The organism is Gemmiger formicilis, assembly GCF_900167555.1.
Taxonomy (GTDB): Bacteria; Bacillota; Clostridia; order Oscillospirales; family Ruminococcaceae; genus Gemmiger; species Gemmiger formicilis.
Genome location: NZ_FUYF01000001.1, coordinates 165,737 through 183,292 on the forward strand (window position 1 = coordinate 165,737; position 17,556 = coordinate 183,292).

Here is a 17,556-nt window from a genome sequence, read left to right on the forward strand (position 1 = left end):
TTTCCCACTGACGGGCAATAGGGCAAACCCGCCCCTCATCCGCCCTCGGTCGGGGCCTCGGGCACCTTCCCCGACGGGGGAAGGCAATCAACTCATTTCAGATTCCGCAAATCCCCGCTCTCGCGGAAATCCTCATAATCCAGCGACAGCGACGGGCTGTAATAGGGGTCGTGCAGAATATTCTCCCGCCCGTGCACGGCGTAGAGACGTTCATGCTCGGCGTCAAAGCGTGCTTTTTTGGCGGGATCGTTCTCATCGGAGCCGCGGGACTTGCTTTCGTAGTGGTAGAGCTCGGCGTAGGGCGTCCAGACAATGCGCCAGCCCGCGTCGCGCACACGCAGGCAGAAGTCCACATCGTTGTAGGCAACCGTGAACTCCTCATCCAGGCCGTGCAGCTCGTCGTAAACGGCGGTGCGCACCAGCAGGCAGGCCGCTGTCACGGCGGAGAAATCCTGCACCGTGGCCAGCCGGAACATATACCCGCTGCCGCCGCGCTTGTGGTACTTGTGGCTGTGCCCGGCGTAGCCGCCCAGCCCCGTGATGATGCCGGCGTGCTGGATCGTGTCGTCTGGATAGTAGAGCATTGCCCCGCAGAGGCCGACGCCGGGCTGGCTGCACTCGCCCACCATCTGGGTGAGCCAGTCGCCGTTGATGACCTCGACGTCATTGTTGAGCAACAGCAGGTACTTGCCCGCCGCGTACCTGCGGCCAAAATTGTTGATGCGGCTGAAGTTGAAGCCGCCCTTGTAAGTCACGACCCGCGCGCGGTCATACCGCTCCGGCAGATTTTTGTAGTAGGCCGCTGTGGCCGGGTCGGTGGAATTGTTCTCAATGACGATGACCTCGAAATTCTCGTAAGTCGTTTTGGCGTAGATGCTGTGCAGGCATTTTTCCAAATCGTCGGTGTGGTCCTTGTTGGGAATCAAAATTGACACGAGCGGCTGCGGCTCGGGAATGTCCCACACCACATGGCAGGTGCCCGGGAATTTGCCCGGCTCCACCCTGCCCTGCCGCCCTGTGGCGGCCAGATGGTCGGCCACGGCCTTTTGCGCAGCCTTTTCCACATAGGGCTTGGCCGCCGTGCCGCCGCTGGTGGACGCCGCGTGCACGCGCCAGTAATACAGCACCTGCGGGATGTGCAGCGGCTTGGCTGCGGGGTCACGGCGCTGCATTTCGTCGATGAGACGCAGGAATAAGTCGTGATCCTGCGCGCCGTCGCAGGCCGGGCGCTCACCGCCGACGGCGTCGAACAGCGATTTTTTGAACACGGCCAGATGGCAGATGTAGTTGACGGCCATCAGGTACTCGGGCGCATAGTCGGGCTTGAAGTGGCCGACGCGCGGGTGCTCGGGCGTTTTCTCAAACAGGGCCTCGTCGCTGTAGGCAAACGCCGCGCCGCTCTCGGCCAGCGCTTTGCTCATGCAATAGACGGCATGAGGCGCGAGCATGTCGTCGTGGTCGGCAAGGGCCAGATACTCACCCGTTGCGAGCTTCGCGGCCTCGTTCGTATTGGCGGCAATGCCCTTGTTCTCGATTTTGGCGTAGACGATGCGCTTGTCCTGCGCGGCGCGGGCGCGGACGGTCTCGCCCACGTCGGGGTGGGCACCGTCGCTGGCGTCCACCAGAACCAGCTGCCAGTTCGGCGCGGTCTGGGCCTGCACGCTGTCCAGGAATTGCTGCAAAAACTGCGGCGGTGTGTTGTACAGCGGCGTCAGAATGCTGATGGTCGGCCAGCCGTCGGCGCGGGCGGCTGCGTCGGCACGCTGGGCCTCCAGCGTTTGCTTCGACGGCAGATACCGCGCTTTTTTGCCGAAGAACCGCCGCTTAAAAAAGCCGACGGCCCGCCCGGCCATGACGCCGACGCCCTGTTCTTTCGTCAGCGTCCGCGCATAGCCGAACAGTTCTTTGATGCGTTTCGTTTCAAGGCTCATGGGATGGCTCCTCATAAAAGCAGTCTTTGTGCCAAAGTTGGGGGTTGGTATCGATGTATTGCCAAATTTGCGAGTACCCTTGCTCCGTGCGCACAATATGGTCATGGAAGGATTTTTGCCAGATAGGGTGGGAAAGCCGTTTGGAAACTACACCTTTAAACTGCTGTATAACGGTAGAGACTGTAGGGGCGACCATTGGTCGCCCGCCCTGCCCGTTTTGGACTAGCAGCAACAAATGAACGTGGTTCGGCATGACCGCATATTTCTCTACCGAAATGTGCGGATAATGGGTCGGAATTTCAAAAATACACTGCTCTACGATTTTTCCCGCTTCGGATAAGGCGGGCGGGTGCTGCGGGCGAGCAATGCTCGCCCCTACATCCTCGACTTCCGTGAACGTATTGCTATCCCACAAAATCTTCTGCCGTCCATGCGTGCAGATTGTGATGAAATACGCGCCGCTTTGGGCGTAATCATACTCCGTCAGGCGGTTGATTTTTCGCTTCGGCTCCATCACTTCAACCCGAAATTCTCAAACAGATTGTTGAAATGGGGGTTGTAATAAGGGTCGTAATTGTCGATATACTGCTGATATTTCGCGTAGAAATTCGCCTTTTCGCGCTCATACCGCTTGGCGTTCTCGCTTAAGGTGTCCAGACCGCGGCTCTTGCTCTCATAGTGATAGGCCTCGGCGCGCGGGGTGTAAACGTTCAACAGCCCCTTCTGCCACAGCTTTAAGCAATAATCCACATCGTTGTAGGCGACGGCAAACTTTTCCTCGTCCAGCCCGCCAAATGCGCGGTAGAGCGATGCTTTTGTCATCAGGCAGGCACCCGTCACGGCCATATAATTCTGCGTCGTGACCAAGCGGTACATGTCACCTACGGCGGTGCGGGGGTAGCTCTTGTGGCTGTGGCCCGCGCTGCCGTTGATGCCCATCAGCACGCCCGCGTGCTGGATCGTGTCATCGGGGTAGTAGAGCTTCGCGCCCACCGCGCCTACGTCGGGCCGCTGGCTGTAGCTGAGCAGCTCGCGCAGGAAGTCGGACGACAACACCTCAATGTCGTTGTTGAGCAGCAGCAGGTGCTCGCCCTCGGCAAACGTCGCGCCAAAGTTGTTGATGGCCGAGAAGTTGAACGCGCCCTTGTAGTAGACGACGCGGCAGTCGGCAAAGCGGCTGGGCAGTGTTTCGTAATAGGCAAACGTTGCCGGGTCGGTGGAGTTGTTCTCGATGACGATGACCTCAAAATTGTCGTAGCCCGCGTTTTTGTACAGGCTCGTCAGGCAGCGGTCCAGGTCGTCAATGTGGTCTTTACTGGGGATCAGTACGCTGATTTTCGGGTGGCCGGTCAGCTCGTACCGCACCTGAAATGCGCCGGGCGCGTCGGGCACGGCCATGGCGTGGCCCGGCAGACCGAGACGCTTGAGCTGCGCGTCGATGGCGCGCTCCCCCGCCGCGACGGCGTAGGGCTTGGCCTCCATGCCCGCAGCGGTGGAGCCGGCCGCGGCACGCCAGATGTAGAGCACCTTCTTGATATGCTCGATGCGCTGTGCTTTTTCTGTCAGGCGCAGGATCAAATCATGGTCCTGCGCACCGTCAAACTCCTTCGACTCATACGCGCCCGCCGCGTCCAGCAGCGTACGGCTGAATACCGCCAGATGCGTGATAAAGTTGACCCCGCGCAGGTAGTCAGGCGCAAAGTCGGGCTTGAAGTGGTAGCCGCCCAGCTCCTTCAAATCGGCGGAGAGAACGATTTCGTCACTATAGACAAAATCCGCTCCGGTGTTTTGTATCGTCTGCACTACCTCGAACAACGCGTTCGGGTAGAGCACGTCGTCGTGGTCCAGCAGCGTGATGTACTCGCCGTGCGCCAGCGCAAATCCGCGGGTCGTGTTGAGGGCAATGCCGCCGTTTTCAATCGGCTCATACACAATCGTGCCGGGCACAGCCTTGGGCAGACGGCGCTCCAGCCGCTTGTCGGCGTCGGATGCGTCCACCAGCACCAATTCCCAGTTTGTGTAGGTCTGCCTGACGACGCTTTGCAGCATCTCGTCAAACAGCTTGGCGGGCGTGTTGTACAGCGGCACGATGATGCTGATCTTCGGCCCCTGCAGGTGCGCGGCGCGCTGGGCCTTCAGCTCCCGGCGCAGCGGAATGTCGGCGCGGTGCCGCCAGTCGTCGTGGTGCATCGCCAGCCCGACGCGGAATTTCACATCGCGCCAGAGCTGCTCGGCCCCCTGCTCCCGCAGGGTCTTGACGCTGCGCCCCGCGAGGTCCCGCAGGTGGGCGGGGTTCAAAAGCCGCCGCGCCATGCCGCCGACGCTGTCCTGTACGGCCAGGTCGGCAGGGCGCTCGTTGTTCGGTTTCGTGTTCTCGGACATAGCTTATTCCTCGGTGACTTTGGCCGGCATGGCGTCCTTTTTCTCGAACCTTCGGTACTCGGCGGTAATTTCCTTCGTCGCGCCGATGCGGCGCAGATGGCCGTGGTCGAGCCAGGCTACCTTGTTGCACATACGCTCGATCTGGTCAATGGAGTGGCTGACCAGAATGACCGTCGTGCCGCCGGACAGCAGCTCGGCCATGCGCTTTTCACACTTCTCCTGAAACAGGAAGTCACCGACGGACAGGATCTCGTCGGCAATCAGGATGTCGGGCTTCGTTATCGTTGCCACGGCGAACGCCAGACGTGCGACCATGCCGGAGGAGTAGTTTTTCAGCGGCACGTCGAGAAAATCCTGCAATTCGCTGAATTCGACGATGTCGTCGAACTTTGAGTCGATGTACTTGGGCGTGTAGCCCAGCACGGTGCCGTTTAAATAAATGTTTTCCCGTGCGGTCAGGTCCATGTCAAAGCCTGCGCCCAATTCGATCAGCGGCGCAATCGTACCGTTGACCGTGACCTTGCCGGCGCTGGGCTTGTAGACGCCGGAAATCACTTTCAGCAGCGTAGACTTGCCGCTGCCGTTCAGGCCGATGAGGCCGTAGAAATCGCCGGGCATAATATCAAACGATACATCGTCCAGCGCGAAGAACTCGTCAAACCGCACACCGCCGTGCAGCAGCGCGACGAAGTACTCTTTCAGGCTTTCGTGCTTTTCCTTGGAGAGGTTGAAGCGCATCGAAACATGGTCGATGGAGATGATGGGTTTCTGCTCTGCCATTTCGATGCCCCCTTACATGTACAGGACGAACTTGTCCTGATTCTTTTTGAACACCCAGATGCCGAGGCCCAGGCTCAGCGCGGCGCAGAGGAACGGGATCAGCACCATGTTGGGGGTCAGCCCCTCGCCCCACATGACGCAGGAACGCACGGCGGTGATGTACCAGTAGATGGGGTTCAGGTTGATGACGTACTGCATCCAGCTTTCCATCTGGCGCGGGTCGTAGAAGATGGCGCTGCCGTAGACAAGCAGTGTGCAAAAGACCTCCCAGATATGCATGATGTCACGCACAAAAACGTAGAGCGTGGACAAAATCAGCCCGATGCCCAGACTGAAAATAAACAGCATTACAAGGGGATAAATGGCCAGCAGTACAGTCCCGATCGAGATGTGCGACCAGGTCAGCAGCGCGACGATAAACAGCGCCACGAGACTGAAAAAGAAGTTGACGAGCGCAAAGCAGCACTTTTCCAACGGGAAGATGTATTTGGGAATATAGACCTTGCGCAGCAGCGGGCCGTTCTTCAGCACGCTCTCCATGGCCATGGTTGTGCTCTCACGGAAGAAGTTGAACATCAGCTGGCCGATGATAAGGAACAGAGGGAAGTCCTCGATGCCCTGACCGCGCTGGTTGAACAGCGCACCGAACACGGCCCACATGACCAGACAGGTCAGCAGCGGGTTCAGCACGCTCCACGCCACGCCCAGCACGCTGCGGCGGTATTTCAGCTTGAAATCACGGGAAATCAGGTTTTGCAGCAGGTAACGGTATTTCCAGAAGCCTGCGAAGGTGTCTTTCAGTTTCTGCACGGTTTACCCTCAATATTTCTCAAAATATTCGAACTTCTGGGCGGCAAACGGGGTGTGCTCCTTGTCCTTGGCGCTGGTCTTGTGCTCGCAGCCGCAGTCGGGCCACTGCACATTGACCGTCGGGTCATCGTAGGGAATGCCGCCCTCGGCGGTGGGGTCGTAGACGTCGGTGCACTTGTAGCAGAACTCGGCCACATCGGACAGCACGACAAAGCCGTGGGCGAAGCCCTCGGGGATCCAGAGCATCTTCTTGTTGTCGGCGGACAGCGTTGCGCCCACCCACTTGCCGAAGGTCTTGCTGTTGGGGCGGCAGTCGACGGCGACGTCGAACACCTCGCCCAGGGTCACGCGGACGAGCTTGCCCTGGGTGTGCTTGGTCTGAAAGTGCAGGCCGCGCAGCACACCCTTGGTGGAGCGGCTCTGGTTATCCTGCACGAAGGGTTTGTCGATGCCCGCTGCGGCAAACTCGTCGATCTGGTAGGTCTCCATAAAATAGCCGCGGTCATCGCCAAAAACAGTCGGCTCGATGATCTGCACGTCAGGAATATCGGTCTTGATGAAATTGAACTTGCTCATGGTTTGGAATCTCCTTTTTATATTTCATTAGTCTAATACATAGCGATACAGGATATATTATACTCTATTTCACTGCGCCGGGCAAGATGGCGGAAAAATTTTGTCGCTGCTGTAACAACAGGACGGCTTTTCCGTCTTGTTAAGTGGAGGGCAGATATGGTATGATAGCCCGGAAGGTGGTGTGCAGAATGACAAAACGCGAAGCCCGCGCATGGGCCAAGGCCCGGCGCACGGAACTGGACATGGCGGCTGTGGGCCGCGGCATGGCGCAGGCGCTGTTCAGCCTGCCGCAATGGCAGCGTGCCGGGGCAGTGCTGGCCTTTGCGGCCATGCCGGATGAGCCGGACACGGCGGAAATACTAAGACGCGCGCTGGCCGACGGCAAGCGCCTGCTGCTGCCCCGTGTGCGGAGCAAAACCGAGATGGACTGGGTGGAGATACCGGCATTGCGCCTGCTGCGGCCCGGGGCGTTTGGCATTCAGGAACCGCCCGCCGACCTGCCCGCCGCCGACCCGGCGGGATATGCCGCGGCGCTGGCCCTTGTCCCCTGCCTGGCCGCCAGCCGCGACGGGGTCCGGCTGGGGCGCGGCGGCGGGTATTATGACCGATTTCTGGCATACTATAAGGGAATGGGGCTGCTGCTCTGCCCCGAGGCCCTGCTGCTGGACGAGCTGCCCTGCGACGACTGGGACGCACGCTTTGCGCCCGAGAATATTATGACCGAGAAAGGAATTTTACGATGAAAAAGCTGCTTTTTGCAACAGCCCTGCTGACCGCCCTGTTCCTGTCTGCCTGCGGCAGTCAAAAGGATGACAGCAACGATCTTGCGAACCAGCCTGCCACAAGACCCGAGGAAGGCGCGGAGCTGGACCCGGAGTTCAGCGTTGACGACGAGGATACCGGTGAGACCGCCGAGCCGCAGCCGGACGCGGAGCTGAGCGAGATGGTGGATGCTATTTATGACGTCCAGCCGGTTGACCTGATGGGCATGGAGACGGTGGCCATCGACCTGACCGACGAGAGCTGGTACGGCTATCTGGCGGGGCTGACCGCGGACAATGTGGACAAGGTGGATGCCGCAGTAGTCAGCGAGCCGATGACCGGAAGCCAGGCGTACAGCCTGGTGCTGCTGCGCCTCAAGGACAAGGCCGATGCCCGCGAGATCGCCGATTCGATGGAGGAAAACATCAGTATGCGCAAGTGGGTCTGCGTGGAGGCAGATAAGGCCCGCGTGGTCAGCTTTGATGATAAGCTGCTGTATGTCATGGCAGACAGTGAGCTGGTCGATGCCGATCTGGTGGCGGATGCTGCCGCAAAGGCCTTTGATGCGACCTTTGTTGTCGATGATTCCCTCGTCAATGAGGACGAGAGCGACCTGCCGCCGGAGCTGCTGTCCGCCCCGGCTGTGGCAGACTAAGCGATACAAAAAAACAAAGAGCCGTGCCCTTTGCGGGGCACGGCTCTTGTTGATTACAGGCGGAATCAAGCCTTGGCGGCCTTGATCTCCTTGATGAGCTCGGGAACGACCTTGTACAGATCGCCGACGATGCCGTAGGTGGCAACATCGAAGATGGGGGCGTTCTCGTTCTTGTTGATGGCGATGATGTTCTCGGAATCCTGCATACCGGCAACGTGCTGGATGGCACCGGAGATGCCCAGCGCAACGTAGATGCGGGGATGCACGGTCTTGCCGGTCTGACCGACCTGATGGTCGGCAGACAGCCAGCCCTCATCGGTGACGGCGCGGGAAGCACCGACAACACCGCCCAGAGCCTCAGCCAGCTCCTCGGCCAGCTTGATGCCCTTCTCGGGGTCAGCGGAGATGCCGCGGCCCACGGCGACGACAACGTCGGCACCGATAAGGTCAACGAGCTTCTCGGCGCTCTTCTTGATGTCGAGCACCTGAACATGGATGTCGTCCGCGGTCAGAGCGGGAGCGACGTTCTCGACGACGACCTTGTCAGCACCGGCCTGGTCGAACGCCTGCATCTGCATGACGCCGGGGCGGACGGTGGACATCTGCGGGCGGAAGCGCGGGCAGATGATGGTAGCCATCAGGTGGCCGCCGAAAGCGGGGCGGGTCATCTTCAGGTTGGTGTTCTCCTCAAACTTGGTGTTGTCCACATCAATGTTGGAGGTGGTGCGCAGGAAGTTCTTGTACTTCTCGACATCGACGTCCAGATGGGTGCAGTCGGCGGTCAGACCGGTGTGCAGACGGGCTGCGCAGCGGGGGCCGAGGTCGCGGCCCAGGTTGGTCGCACCGATCAGCATGATCTCGGGCTTCTTGTCCATGATGAGGTCGCACAGCGCCTTGGCATAGCCATCGGTGGTGTAGTCCTTCAGCAGGGGGCTGTCGATGTTGTAAACGCGGTCAGCGCCGTAGCCGCCCAGCGTCTTGAGGTCAGCCTCGGCCAGGCCGCTGCCCATGACAACGCCTGTCAGCTCAACGCCCAGGTCATTGGCCAGCTTGCGGCCCTCGCTCAGCAGCTGATAGCTGATGGACTGGATCTCGCCCTCGCGCTGCTCGCAGAATACCCACACGCCCTTGAAGGCGGCGGTGTCCATTGCATTGAATTCAGCCATTGTTCGTTTCTCCTTCCTCAAATCAGGTGCTTGTCGTTCAGGATGCCGACCAGCTGGGCAGCGTCCTCGACCTTCATGCCGGCGCCCTTGACCGGAGGAGCAAAGGACTTGTAAACGTTCGTCGGGGAGCCCTTCAGACCGATGGTGTCGGTCTCGATGAGCGGATCGTCCTTCAGAGCGTTGTAATCAAAGACCTCAAGCGGCTTGTCGTAGCACTCGAAGATACCGGAAACGCTCATGTAACGCGGGGTGTTCAGCTCCTTGATGCAGGTCAGCAGGCAGGGAGTCTGGACCTTCAGCTCCATGTAGCCGTCCTCGAGCTGACGCTTGACGGTCAGGCTGTTGCCGTCCTTCTGAATGTCGGTGACATAGGTGACCTGGGGCAGATGCAGCTTCTCGGCGATCTGGGGGCCGACCTGAGCGGTATCACCGTCGATGGCCTGACGGCCACAGAAAACGATGTCCTCGGGGCCGACGCCGATCTTGTTGACGGCAGCGGCCAGGATCTGGGAGGTAGCGAAGGTATCGGAACCGCCGAACTCGCGGCCGGAGACCAGCACGCCGCGGTCAGCGCCGCGGGCCATCAGCTCACGCAGCATACCCTCTGCCGGCGGCGGGCCCATGGTGACGACGACGACCTCGCAGCCGGTCTCGTCCTTCAGCTGCAGGGCGGCCTCGACGGCGTTCAGGTCGTCGGGGTTGGTGATGGTAGCCATGGCAGAGCGATCCATGGTGCCGTCAGCCTTGACAGCGACCTTGCCCTGCGTATCGGGAACCTGTTTGACACAAACGATTGCTTTCATTACGTCTGTCCTCCTTACTTCAGCAGCGCGCCGCCGATGACCATCATCTGGACTTCGCTGGTGCCCTCGTAGATCTCGGTGATCTTGGCATCACGCATCATGCGCTCGATGGGGTAATCGCGGGTGTAGCCGTAACCGCCGAACAGCTGCAGGCAGCGGCGGGTCACGTCGCTGGCGGTGCGGGCGGCAATGAGCTTGGCCTCGGCAGCCTCAACGCTGTAACGGACCTTCTGGCCGTCCATGGCAGCCTGCTTCTTCTGGGCAGCTGCGTAGACCAGATACTTGGCGGCGTCAACGCGGGCCTTCATCTCGGCCAGCTCGAACTGGGTGTTCTGGAACTGTGCGATGGAGCGGCCAAACTGCTTGCGCTCCTTGACATAGGCGACGGTCTCGTCGATGGCGCCCTCGGCAATGCCCAGAGCCTGGGAGGCGATGCCGATACGGCCGCCGTCCAGCGTAGCCATGGCCAGCTGGAAGCCCTTGCCCTTCACGCCCAGCAGACGATCCTTCGGGATGATGCAGTCCTCCATGATGAGCTCGCAGGTGGAAGAACCGCGGATGCCCATCTTGTCCTCGGGCTTGCCGACCTTGAAGCCGGGATCGGTGCGCTCAACGATGAAAGCGCTGATCTCCTTCTGCTTGCGGCCACGCTTGTCGGTGACAAAGCCGGTGACGGCAATGATGATGAACACATTGGCAAAGCCTGCGTTCGTGATGAAGATCTTGGAGCCGTTCAGCTTCCAGTGGTCGCCCTCGTCAACGGCGAAGGTCTGCTGGCCCTGAGCGTCGGTACCGGCACCGGGCTCGGTCAGGCCGAACGCGCCGACCCACTCGCCGCTGCACAGCTTGGGCAGGTACTTGGCCTTCTGCTCGGGGGTGCCGTTCTCATAGATGGGAGCTGCGCACAGAGAGGTGTGGGCGGACAGGATAACACCGGTGGTGCCGCAGACCTTGGACAGCTCCTCGACAGCCATGACGTAGGACAGGACGTCGCCGCCTGCACCGCCGACGGACTTCGGGAAGTAGATGCCCATCATGCCCAGCTTAGCCATCTTCTCGACGGTCTCCTTGGGGAAGTACTCCTCCGCGTCGACCTTCTTGGCGAGGGGCTTGACTTCGTTTTCAGCAAACTCCTTGTACATCTTCTGGACCATTTGCTGCTGTTTAGACAGAGTAAAATCCATTGATAAAACCTCCATATACTGGGGCCGGGCTATACTGCCCGACCAAACAAACGCGGCCCGGCACGGTTTTGGCCGCGCCAGGCGCGTAAGTTACTGAATTACAGGGCGTCGACAGGGGTCTTGGTGCGGTCTGCGTTGTAAACGTAGAAGCCCTTGCCGGTCTTGCAGCCCAGGTTGCCGCCGCGGACCATCTTGCGGATCAGCGGGCAGGCGCGGTACTTGCTGTCGCCGGTCTCCTTGTACAGAACGTCCATGATGGCCAGGCAGATGTCCAGACCAACAAAGTCGCCCAGCTCCAGGGGGCCCATCGGGTGGTTGGCACCCAGCTTCATAGCGGTGTCGATACCTGCGATGTCAGAAACGCCCTCCATCTTGATGAAGGCAGCTTCATTGATCATCGGGATCAGGATGCGGTTGACGACGAAGCCGGCAGCCTCGTTGACCTGGACCGGGCTCTTGCCGATCTCGGTGCTGATCTTCTTGATGGTCTCGACGGTCTCGGCGGGAGTGTTCACACCGGCGATGACCTCGATGAGCTTCATGCGGTCAGCGGGGTTGAAGAAGTGCATGCCGACCAGAGGACGGCTCAGACCCTTGCCGATCTCGGTGATGGACAGAGAGGAAGTGTTGGAAGCGAAAACGCACTCGGGCTTGCAGATCTTATCCAGCTCGCCAAAGGTAGTCTGCTTGACCTTCATATCCTCGAAAGCAGCCTCGACAATCAGGTCGCAGTCAGCGCACAGATCCTCTTTCAGGCCAGCGGTGATGGCAGCCATGCGGCGGTCAACCTCAGCCTGGTCCAGCTTGCCCTTGGCAACGAGCTTGGCATAACCGGCAGCGATCTTGTTCTTGCCGCCATCGGCCCACTCCTGCTTGATGTCGCACAGAGCGACGGTGAAGCCCTCAACCTGTGCAAATGCCTTTGCAATGCCCTGGCCCATAGTGCCAGCGCCAATAACGCCTACCTTCATAGTAAGTACCTCCAATATAAGATAAAAGATAAGAGATAAGAGATAATAAAATCGGTGTGCGCGCTGCGCACGATTTTAAGATTTATCTAAAATTAGTTGTTCGTGAAAACCGGCTTCGGTTTCGGTTTCTCGCGGCTCAGGAAGCAGCCCATGCCCTCGACCTGGTCGTGGGTCTCGAAGCAGCCGCCGAACAGCTTTTCCTCGACCTCAACGGCCTTCTCAATGGGCAGACTGATGCCGTCGTTGATGGCCTTCTTGCAGTTGCGGACCGCAATGGGAGCATTCTTGGCGATCTTGCCGGCCAGCTTCAGCGCAGCGGGCATCAGCTCCTCCTGCGTGTAGACGGCGTTGACCAGACCAATGCGCAGGGCCTCGTCTGCCTTGATGTTCAGGGCAGAGTATACGAGCTGCTTGGCCATGCCCATGCCGACAAGGCGTGCCAGACGCTGGGTGCCGCCGAAGCCCGGCGTGATGCCTAAGCCCACTTCCGGCTGACCAAAGACGGCATTGTCGGAGCAGAGGCGGATGTCGCAGCTCATGGCCAGCTCATTGCCGCCGCCCAGCGCGAAGCCGTTGACAGCAGCGATGACGGGCAGCGGGAAGCTCTCGATCATCAGGAAAACGTCGTTGCCCAGCTTGCCGAAAGCCTCGCCCTCGGCCTTGGTCATCGTGGACATAGAGCCAATGTCGGCACCGGCCACGAAGCTCTTGTCACCGGCACCGGTCAGGACGACGCAGCGGACGGTGTTCTGATCGATGGCTTCAAAGGCAGCCTTCAGATCCGCCAGAACCTCCGGGTTCAGGGCGTTGAGTGCCTTGGGACGGTCGATGGTAACGACTGCCACAGCGCCCTGCAGTTCAGTAGTAACAAAGGACATAGGATAAAACCTCCGGTTTTTAACAGAGTTTACATTTCAACGATGGTGGCGCAGCCCATGCCGCCGCCGATGCACAGGGTAGCCAGACCCTTATGCGCACCACGATGCTTCATGGCGTACAGCAGGGTGACGAGGATACGGGCACCGGAAGCGCCGACGGGATGGCCCAGCGCAATAGCGCCGCCGTTGACGTTCAGCTTGCTCTGGTCGAAGTGCAGAGCCTCGCCGACGGCAACAGACTGAGCGGCAAAAGCCTCGTTGGCCTCGATCAGATCCATGTCGTCCACGGTCAGGCCGGTCTTGGCCATGACCTTCTTGGTGGCGGCGATGGGGCCCAGACCCATGACCTCGGGCTCAACACCGGCCAGAGCACCGGCAACCCAGGTGGCCAGAGGCTCAACGCCCAGCTCCTTGGCCTTCTCCTCGCTCATGACGACCAGAGCAGCAGCGCCGTCGTTGATGGCGGAGGAGTTGGCGGCGGTGACGATGCCGTCCTTCTTGAAGCAGGGCTTCAGCTTGCCCAGAACCTCCATGGAGCTCATGCGGGGGCCTTCGTCGGTATCAAACACGGTGTCGCCCTTCTTGCCCTTGATGACAACGGGAACGATCTCGTCCTTGAAAGCGCCGTCGGCAATAGCCTTAGCGGCCTTCTCCTGAGAATGGAAAGCAAACTCGTCCAGCTGCTCACGGCTGATGGGGTTGTAGCCGTACTTCTTCTGGTAGGTCTCGTTGGTGCAGACGTTCTCGGCGGTCATGCCCATGTGCATGTTGAAGCCGGTGGCATCCCACAGAGCGTCGTTGACCATCGTGTCGACCAGCTCGCTCTTGCCCATGGGGGAGCCCATGCGGTAGCCGTAGCGGCCCTTCATCATGGCGAACGGAGCCATGTCCATGTTCTCCATGCCGCCTGCAACGACGATGTCGGCATCGCCGGCCTCGATCATCTGGGCAGCCATGTTGACGCAGTTCAGACCGGAGCCGCAGACGACGTTGACGGTGACGGCGGGGGTCTCGATGGGCAGGCCGGCCTTCAGGGAAGCCTGACGAGCGACGTTCTGGCCCAGACCGGCCTGGATGACGCAGCCCATGTAGACATGGTCGACCTGCTCCGGCTTGACGTTGGCGCGGTTCAGAGCCTCCTTGATGACGATGGAGCCCAGCTCAGCGGCGGGGACATTGGCGAGGGTGCCGCCGAACTTGCCAATGGCAGTACGGCAGGCGCTGGCGATGACGATCTTTTTCATAAGTAGCCTCCTAAAAATTCTCTCTTTGGATGGACTATTGAGTAACAATTTATTTTCAGGCCGACGGAAGACGCGGCTTGAATGCGGTTTTACAGCTCCCCTGCCTCGCGCTTGGCAATGAGCGCACGCTCAACGTTGCGGGGCACAAAGCGGGAGACATCCTGCCCGTAGTGGGCGGCCTCCCGCACGATGGTGGAGGAAAGATAACTCCACTTGATGGCCGTGGCCAGGAACACCGTCTCGATCTCGGGCATCATGGCGAAGTTCGTGTGGGCCAGCTGAATTTCATTTTCGAAATCCGTGACCGCGCGCAGACCGCGCACCATGACGGTAGCGCCCTTCTGCTTGGCGAAGGTGACCGTCAGCCCGTTGAAGGAGTCGATCTCGACATTCGGGATGTTCTTGCAGGACTCCCGCAGCATGGCAACGCGCTCCTCTACCGTAAAAAGCGGGGTCTTGGCGCTGTTGACCAGCACCGCGACGATCACCTTGTCAAACATACGGCTGGAGCGCTTGATAATATCGAGATGCCCGTTCGTGACGGGGTCGAAGCTGCCGGGATACATGGCGATGGTGGGCATGGGTGGTGAACCTTTCCGGTTGGATTTGCGCCTTAGTTGTTAAAAAATAAACAACATAAGGGGTAAAGCAAGGCACCGACGCCGACGCTGGCTCTTTGGGGCTTCTCCATTGGGTCAGAAATACGGCGGCAAGGTGCCGCTGCGGGCCGGTGTTTCCCGAACCGCTACTATAGTTTTACCATCTTGTTAAGGTTTTGTCAATGACGAATTTATTAAAATTCGGTCAGGATTTCGCAAAAAGGAGGATTTCCTACCTATTTAAATATAGGCAGACACAGAAAAGGCGAAAAAAAGGCGAAAAATATTTTTTGATGCCGCGCTCCCCTTCCCCCTCTTGACCCACGGCGCATAACGTGTTATTATTTTAACATACGGGGCTTTTTTGAGAGCGGCCCCGCCTTTGGAAAGAAGCAAAACGAGGTGCTGTAAAATGAATTTTGAGGACCTGATCGCGAAAGTAAAGACCTGCGGCAAGCAGAAGCTGGCCGTGGCCGCCGCCGAGGATGACGCTGTTCTGGAGGCTGTCGACGCCGCCCACAAGCAGGGCATTGCCGACGCCATTCTGGTCGGCGATGAGGCTGCCATCCGCAAGATCGCAGCCGAGCTGAACATCGACCTCTCCGACTATGAGATCATCAACGAGCCTGACAAGGTGCAGGCCTCCCTCAAGGCCGTCAAGCTGGCCCACGACGGTGTGGCCAACATGTACATGAAGGGCCTGCTGGACACCAAGACCTTCCTCAAGAGCGTGCTGGACAAGGAAGTCGGTCTGCGCACCGGCAATACGCTGTCTCATGTGGCTGTGTTTGAGGTCAAGGGCATTGAGCAGCTGCTGTTCCTGACCGACGTCGCCTTTATGACCTACCCGACGCTGGAGGATAAGGTACATATCATCGAGAACACCGTCGCCGTTGCCCATGCCTGCGGCGTCGAGTGCCCCAAGGTCGCGCCGCTGGCCGCCGTTGAGGTCGTCAACCCGAAGATGCCCTGCACTGTCGATGCCGACGAGCTGCGCAAGATGAACGCCGAGGGCAAGATCACCGGTTGTGTCGTTGACGGTCCCCTTTCGATGGACATTGCCATTGATCCCGAGGCTGCCCACCACAAGGGTGCCCAGGACCGCCCGGCTGCAGGCCATGCGGACATCCTGCTGTTCCCCGACATTCAGGCCGGCAACCTCGTCTACAAGACGCTGGTCCACACTGCCGACTGCAAGAACGGCTGCATCCTGACCGGTACCAAGGTTCCCGCTATCCTGACGAGCCGCTCCGATTCCTTCCAGACGAAGGTCAACTCCATCGCACTGGCTGCTGTGGTCGCAGCGGGGCTGAATCAGTAATTGTAAAAAGCCTTCCCCATCGGGGGAAGGTGGCCGAGCTTAGCGAGGCCGGATGAGGGCTGTACCTGCTGTGGCTGCCCGTTTGCGTGCAATCATGGAGAGGCCGCCCCTCATCAACTTCCCCCAAGGGGGAAGCCAAAGAATTTTAAAAGGAGACGTTACCAATGTCCATCAAAACCCTGGTCATCAACCCCGGCTCCACCTCCACCAAGGTCGGCGTGTTCGAGGACGAGACCCTGCTGTTTGAAGAAACGCTGCGCCACCCCACCGAGGAGATCGCCAAGTACGCCAGCGTCATCGACCAGAAGGACTTCCGCAAGGAGATCATTCTGGACTTCCTGAAGGAGAAAAACTGCGACCCCAAGACCCTGAACGTCATCGTGGGCCGCGGCGGCCTGCTCAAGCCCATCCCCGGCGGCACCTACGCCGTCAGCGATGCCCTGCTGGCTGACCTGAAGGCCGGTGTGCAGGGCCAGCACGCCTCCAACCTGGGCGGCATTCTGGCCCGCGAGATCGGCGATTTCCTGGGCGTGCCCAGCTACATCGTTGACCCCGTCGTTGTTGACGAGCTGACCGATAAGGCCCGCATTTCCGGTATGCCGGAGCTGCCGCGCCGCTCCATTTTCCACGCGCTGAACCAGAAGGCCGTCGCCCGCCACTTTGCCAAGGAGAACGGCAAGCGTTACGAGGATCTGAACCTTATCGTCATCCACATGGGCGGCGGTGTCTCCGTCGGTGCGCATGACCACGGCAAGGTCGTGGATGTCAACAACATCCTCGACGGCGAGGGCTGCTTCAGCCCCGAGCGCAGCGGCACCGTGCCCGTCGGCGACCTCGTCAAGATGTGCTTCAGCGGTAAGTACACCCAGAAGGAAGTTTATAAGAAGATCTGCGGCAACGGCGGCTTCAACGGCTATCTGCACACGAACGATGCCCGTGAGGTCGGCAAGATGGCCGAGTCCGGCAACGCGCTGGCAAAGCAGGTCTGGGAAGCATTCTTCTACCAGATCGCCAAGGACGCCGGCGCTATGGCCGCTGTCCTGCACGGCAAGGTCGACCAGATCATCCTGACCGGCGGCATTGCCTACAACCCCTTCACCGCCAAGACCCTGACCGAGTACCTCGGCTGGATCGCCCCTGTCACCACCTACCCCGGCGAGGACGAGCTGCTTGCCCTCTGCCAGGGCGCTCTCCGCGTCATGACCGGCGAGGAAGAGGCTAAGAATTACTGATTCCAACATAAAATAAACCGCACCGCCGCTGACGAGCCAAACCGTCAACGGCGGTGCTTTTGTATGCTATAGTGCTGTGGTAGGGGCCGGGCATGCCCGGCCCGGTGGTGCCCCGTCGGCGGGCGTTTTATGGGGATGTGGCGGGCCGCACATGTGCGGCCCCTACCGCGCGGCAAACCGGCAGTGGTCGGCGTCCTCGACGCCCCGCGGAGGGGTCAAGACCCTTCCCTACAGCCCGCCGCAGCGACACATCCGGCAGGCT

17 protein-coding genes are annotated in these 17,556 nt (G+C 59.9%); 4 read left to right on the plus strand and 13 right to left on the minus strand.

The annotated features are described in order from the left end of the window. Nucleotides 1–92: 92 nt before the first annotated feature. From B5D32_RS00825 to rfbC, 6 genes are read right to left on the minus strand one after another with little or no spacing between them, the layout of a single operon-like run. Nucleotides 93–1,931 carry a glycosyltransferase family 2 protein gene (locus B5D32_RS00825; protein WP_078783179.1) on the minus strand — a complete coding sequence of 613 codons (1,839 nt, stop codon included), beginning with the start codon at nucleotides 1,929–1,931 and terminating at the stop codon, nucleotides 93–95. Continuing rightward, nucleotides 1,921–2,445, minus strand: a complete 525-nt coding sequence (locus B5D32_RS00830) for a transposase (protein WP_078783180.1) — start codon at nucleotides 2,443–2,445, stop codon at nucleotides 1,921–1,923. The genes B5D32_RS00825 and B5D32_RS00830 overlap by 11 nt, the downstream gene beginning before the upstream one ends. Then, a complete protein-coding gene (locus tag B5D32_RS00835; RefSeq protein WP_078783181.1) occupies nucleotides 2,445–4,313 on the minus strand; it encodes a glycosyltransferase family 2 protein in 1,869 nt (622 codons plus the stop codon). Before B5D32_RS00835 ends, B5D32_RS00830 begins: the two co-directional genes overlap by 1 nt. A gap of 3 nt (nucleotides 4,314–4,316) precedes the next feature. Further along, on the minus strand, nucleotides 4,317–5,093 hold the full coding sequence (locus B5D32_RS00840; RefSeq protein WP_078783182.1) for an ABC transporter ATP-binding protein: 777 nt from the start codon (nucleotides 5,091–5,093) through the stop codon (nucleotides 4,317–4,319). Between the two features lie 12 nt (nucleotides 5,094–5,105). Further along, entirely contained in the window at nucleotides 5,106–5,903 is a 798-nt protein-coding gene (locus B5D32_RS00845; RefSeq protein ID WP_078783183.1) for an ABC transporter permease, read from the minus strand. 9 nt (nucleotides 5,904–5,912) lie between these two features. Beyond that, nucleotides 5,913–6,479, minus strand: coding sequence for a dTDP-4-dehydrorhamnose 3,5-epimerase (rfbC, locus tag B5D32_RS00850; protein ID WP_078783184.1), 567 nt, complete (start codon nucleotides 6,477–6,479; stop codon nucleotides 5,913–5,915). 188 nt (nucleotides 6,480–6,667) lie between these two features. Here rfbC and B5D32_RS00855 point away from each other — a divergent pair, with 188 nt between their 5' ends. Continuing rightward, the gene (locus tag B5D32_RS00855) at nucleotides 6,668–7,222 is read left to right on the plus strand and encodes a 5-formyltetrahydrofolate cyclo-ligase (protein WP_159446950.1); all 555 of its coding nucleotides are present in this window, start codon (nucleotides 6,668–6,670) and stop codon (nucleotides 7,220–7,222) included. Beyond that, on the plus strand, nucleotides 7,219–7,896 hold the full coding sequence (locus B5D32_RS00860) for a hypothetical protein (RefSeq protein ID WP_078783186.1): 678 nt from the start codon (nucleotides 7,219–7,221) through the stop codon (nucleotides 7,894–7,896). Before B5D32_RS00855 ends, B5D32_RS00860 begins: the two co-directional genes overlap by 4 nt. 65 nt (nucleotides 7,897–7,961) lie before the next feature. On the opposite strand, the gene acrA is transcribed toward B5D32_RS00860, so the two are convergent. The 7 genes from acrA to coaD all read right to left on the minus strand — a co-directional run bounded on the left by acrA (nucleotide 7,962) and on the right by coaD (nucleotide 14,723). Continuing rightward, complete coding sequence (gene acrA / locus B5D32_RS00865) at nucleotides 7,962–9,062, minus strand: acryloyl-CoA reductase electron transfer subunit beta (protein ID WP_078783187.1); 1,101 nt, start codon at nucleotides 9,060–9,062, stop codon at nucleotides 7,962–7,964. Between the two features lie 17 nt (nucleotides 9,063–9,079). Beyond that, the gene (acrB, locus tag B5D32_RS00870) at nucleotides 9,080–9,865 is read right to left on the minus strand and encodes an acryloyl-CoA reductase electron transfer subunit gamma (RefSeq protein ID WP_078783188.1); all 786 of its coding nucleotides are present in this window, start codon (nucleotides 9,863–9,865) and stop codon (nucleotides 9,080–9,082) included. Between the two features lie 14 nt (nucleotides 9,866–9,879). Further along, nucleotides 9,880–11,049: an acyl-CoA dehydrogenase family protein gene (locus B5D32_RS00875; RefSeq protein WP_078783189.1), complete on the minus strand. Its 1,170-nt coding sequence runs from the start codon at nucleotides 11,047–11,049 to the stop codon at nucleotides 9,880–9,882. A gap of 98 nt (nucleotides 11,050–11,147) precedes the next feature. Then, complete coding sequence (locus B5D32_RS00880; RefSeq protein WP_078783190.1) at nucleotides 11,148–12,020, minus strand: 3-hydroxyacyl-CoA dehydrogenase family protein; 873 nt, start codon at nucleotides 12,018–12,020, stop codon at nucleotides 11,148–11,150. Between the two features lie 92 nt (nucleotides 12,021–12,112). Beyond that, nucleotides 12,113–12,898, minus strand: coding sequence for an enoyl-CoA hydratase-related protein (locus tag B5D32_RS00885; protein ID WP_078783191.1), 786 nt, complete (start codon nucleotides 12,896–12,898; stop codon nucleotides 12,113–12,115). A 29-nt stretch (nucleotides 12,899–12,927) separates the two neighbouring features. Further along, on the minus strand, nucleotides 12,928–14,142 hold the full coding sequence (locus B5D32_RS00890) for a thiolase family protein (RefSeq protein ID WP_078783192.1): 1,215 nt from the start codon (nucleotides 14,140–14,142) through the stop codon (nucleotides 12,928–12,930). Between the two features lie 89 nt (nucleotides 14,143–14,231). Continuing rightward, nucleotides 14,232–14,723, minus strand: coding sequence for a pantetheine-phosphate adenylyltransferase (gene coaD, locus B5D32_RS00895; RefSeq protein ID WP_078783193.1), 492 nt, complete (start codon nucleotides 14,721–14,723; stop codon nucleotides 14,232–14,234). A gap of 430 nt (nucleotides 14,724–15,153) precedes the next feature. Between coaD and ptb the strand changes: the two genes are divergently transcribed. Together ptb and buk are read left to right on the plus strand one after the other, a co-directional pair. Further along, nucleotides 15,154–16,062: a phosphate butyryltransferase gene (gene ptb, locus B5D32_RS00900; protein ID WP_078783194.1), complete on the plus strand. Its 909-nt coding sequence runs from the start codon at nucleotides 15,154–15,156 to the stop codon at nucleotides 16,060–16,062. A gap of 164 nt (nucleotides 16,063–16,226) precedes the next feature. After that, on the plus strand, nucleotides 16,227–17,294 hold the full coding sequence (gene buk / locus B5D32_RS00905; RefSeq protein ID WP_078783195.1) for a butyrate kinase: 1,068 nt from the start codon (nucleotides 16,227–16,229) through the stop codon (nucleotides 17,292–17,294). Nucleotides 17,295–17,556 lie beyond the last annotated feature (262 nt).

Excerpts from the sequence above, each read along its gene's own strand:
- B5D32_RS00825 (WP_078783179.1), bottom strand. The coding sequence starts at position 1,931 with ATGAGCCTTGAAACGAAACGCATCAAAGAACTGTTCGGCTATGCGCGG.
- B5D32_RS00830 (WP_078783180.1), bottom strand. The coding sequence starts at position 2,445 with ATGGAGCCGAAGCGAAAAATCAACCGCCTGACGGAGTATGATTACGCC.
- B5D32_RS00835 (WP_078783181.1), bottom strand. The coding sequence starts at position 4,313 with ATGTCCGAGAACACGAAACCGAACAACGAGCGCCCTGCCGACCTGGCC.
- B5D32_RS00840 (WP_078783182.1), bottom strand. The coding sequence starts at position 5,093 with ATGGCAGAGCAGAAACCCATCATCTCCATCGACCATGTTTCGATGCGC.
- rfbC (WP_078783184.1), bottom strand. The coding sequence starts at position 6,479 with ATGAGCAAGTTCAATTTCATCAAGACCGATATTCCTGACGTGCAGATC.
- B5D32_RS00855 (WP_159446950.1), top strand. The coding sequence starts at position 6,668 with ATGACAAAACGCGAAGCCCGCGCATGGGCCAAGGCCCGGCGCACGGAA.
- B5D32_RS00860 (WP_078783186.1), top strand. The coding sequence starts at position 7,219 with ATGAAAAAGCTGCTTTTTGCAACAGCCCTGCTGACCGCCCTGTTCCTG.
- acrA (WP_078783187.1), bottom strand. The coding sequence starts at position 9,062 with ATGGCTGAATTCAATGCAATGGACACCGCCGCCTTCAAGGGCGTGTGG.
- acrB (WP_078783188.1), bottom strand. The coding sequence starts at position 9,865 with ATGAAAGCAATCGTTTGTGTCAAACAGGTTCCCGATACGCAGGGCAAG.
- B5D32_RS00875 (WP_078783189.1), bottom strand. The coding sequence starts at position 11,049 with ATGGATTTTACTCTGTCTAAACAGCAGCAAATGGTCCAGAAGATGTAC.
- B5D32_RS00880 (WP_078783190.1), bottom strand. The coding sequence starts at position 12,020 with ATGAAGGTAGGCGTTATTGGCGCTGGCACTATGGGCCAGGGCATTGCA.
- B5D32_RS00885 (WP_078783191.1), bottom strand. The coding sequence starts at position 12,898 with ATGTCCTTTGTTACTACTGAACTGCAGGGCGCTGTGGCAGTCGTTACC.
- B5D32_RS00890 (WP_078783192.1), bottom strand. The coding sequence starts at position 14,142 with ATGAAAAAGATCGTCATCGCCAGCGCCTGCCGTACTGCCATTGGCAAG.
- coaD (WP_078783193.1), bottom strand. The coding sequence starts at position 14,723 with ATGCCCACCATCGCCATGTATCCCGGCAGCTTCGACCCCGTCACGAAC.
- ptb (WP_078783194.1), top strand. The coding sequence starts at position 15,154 with ATGAATTTTGAGGACCTGATCGCGAAAGTAAAGACCTGCGGCAAGCAG.
- buk (WP_078783195.1), top strand. The coding sequence starts at position 16,227 with ATGTCCATCAAAACCCTGGTCATCAACCCCGGCTCCACCTCCACCAAG.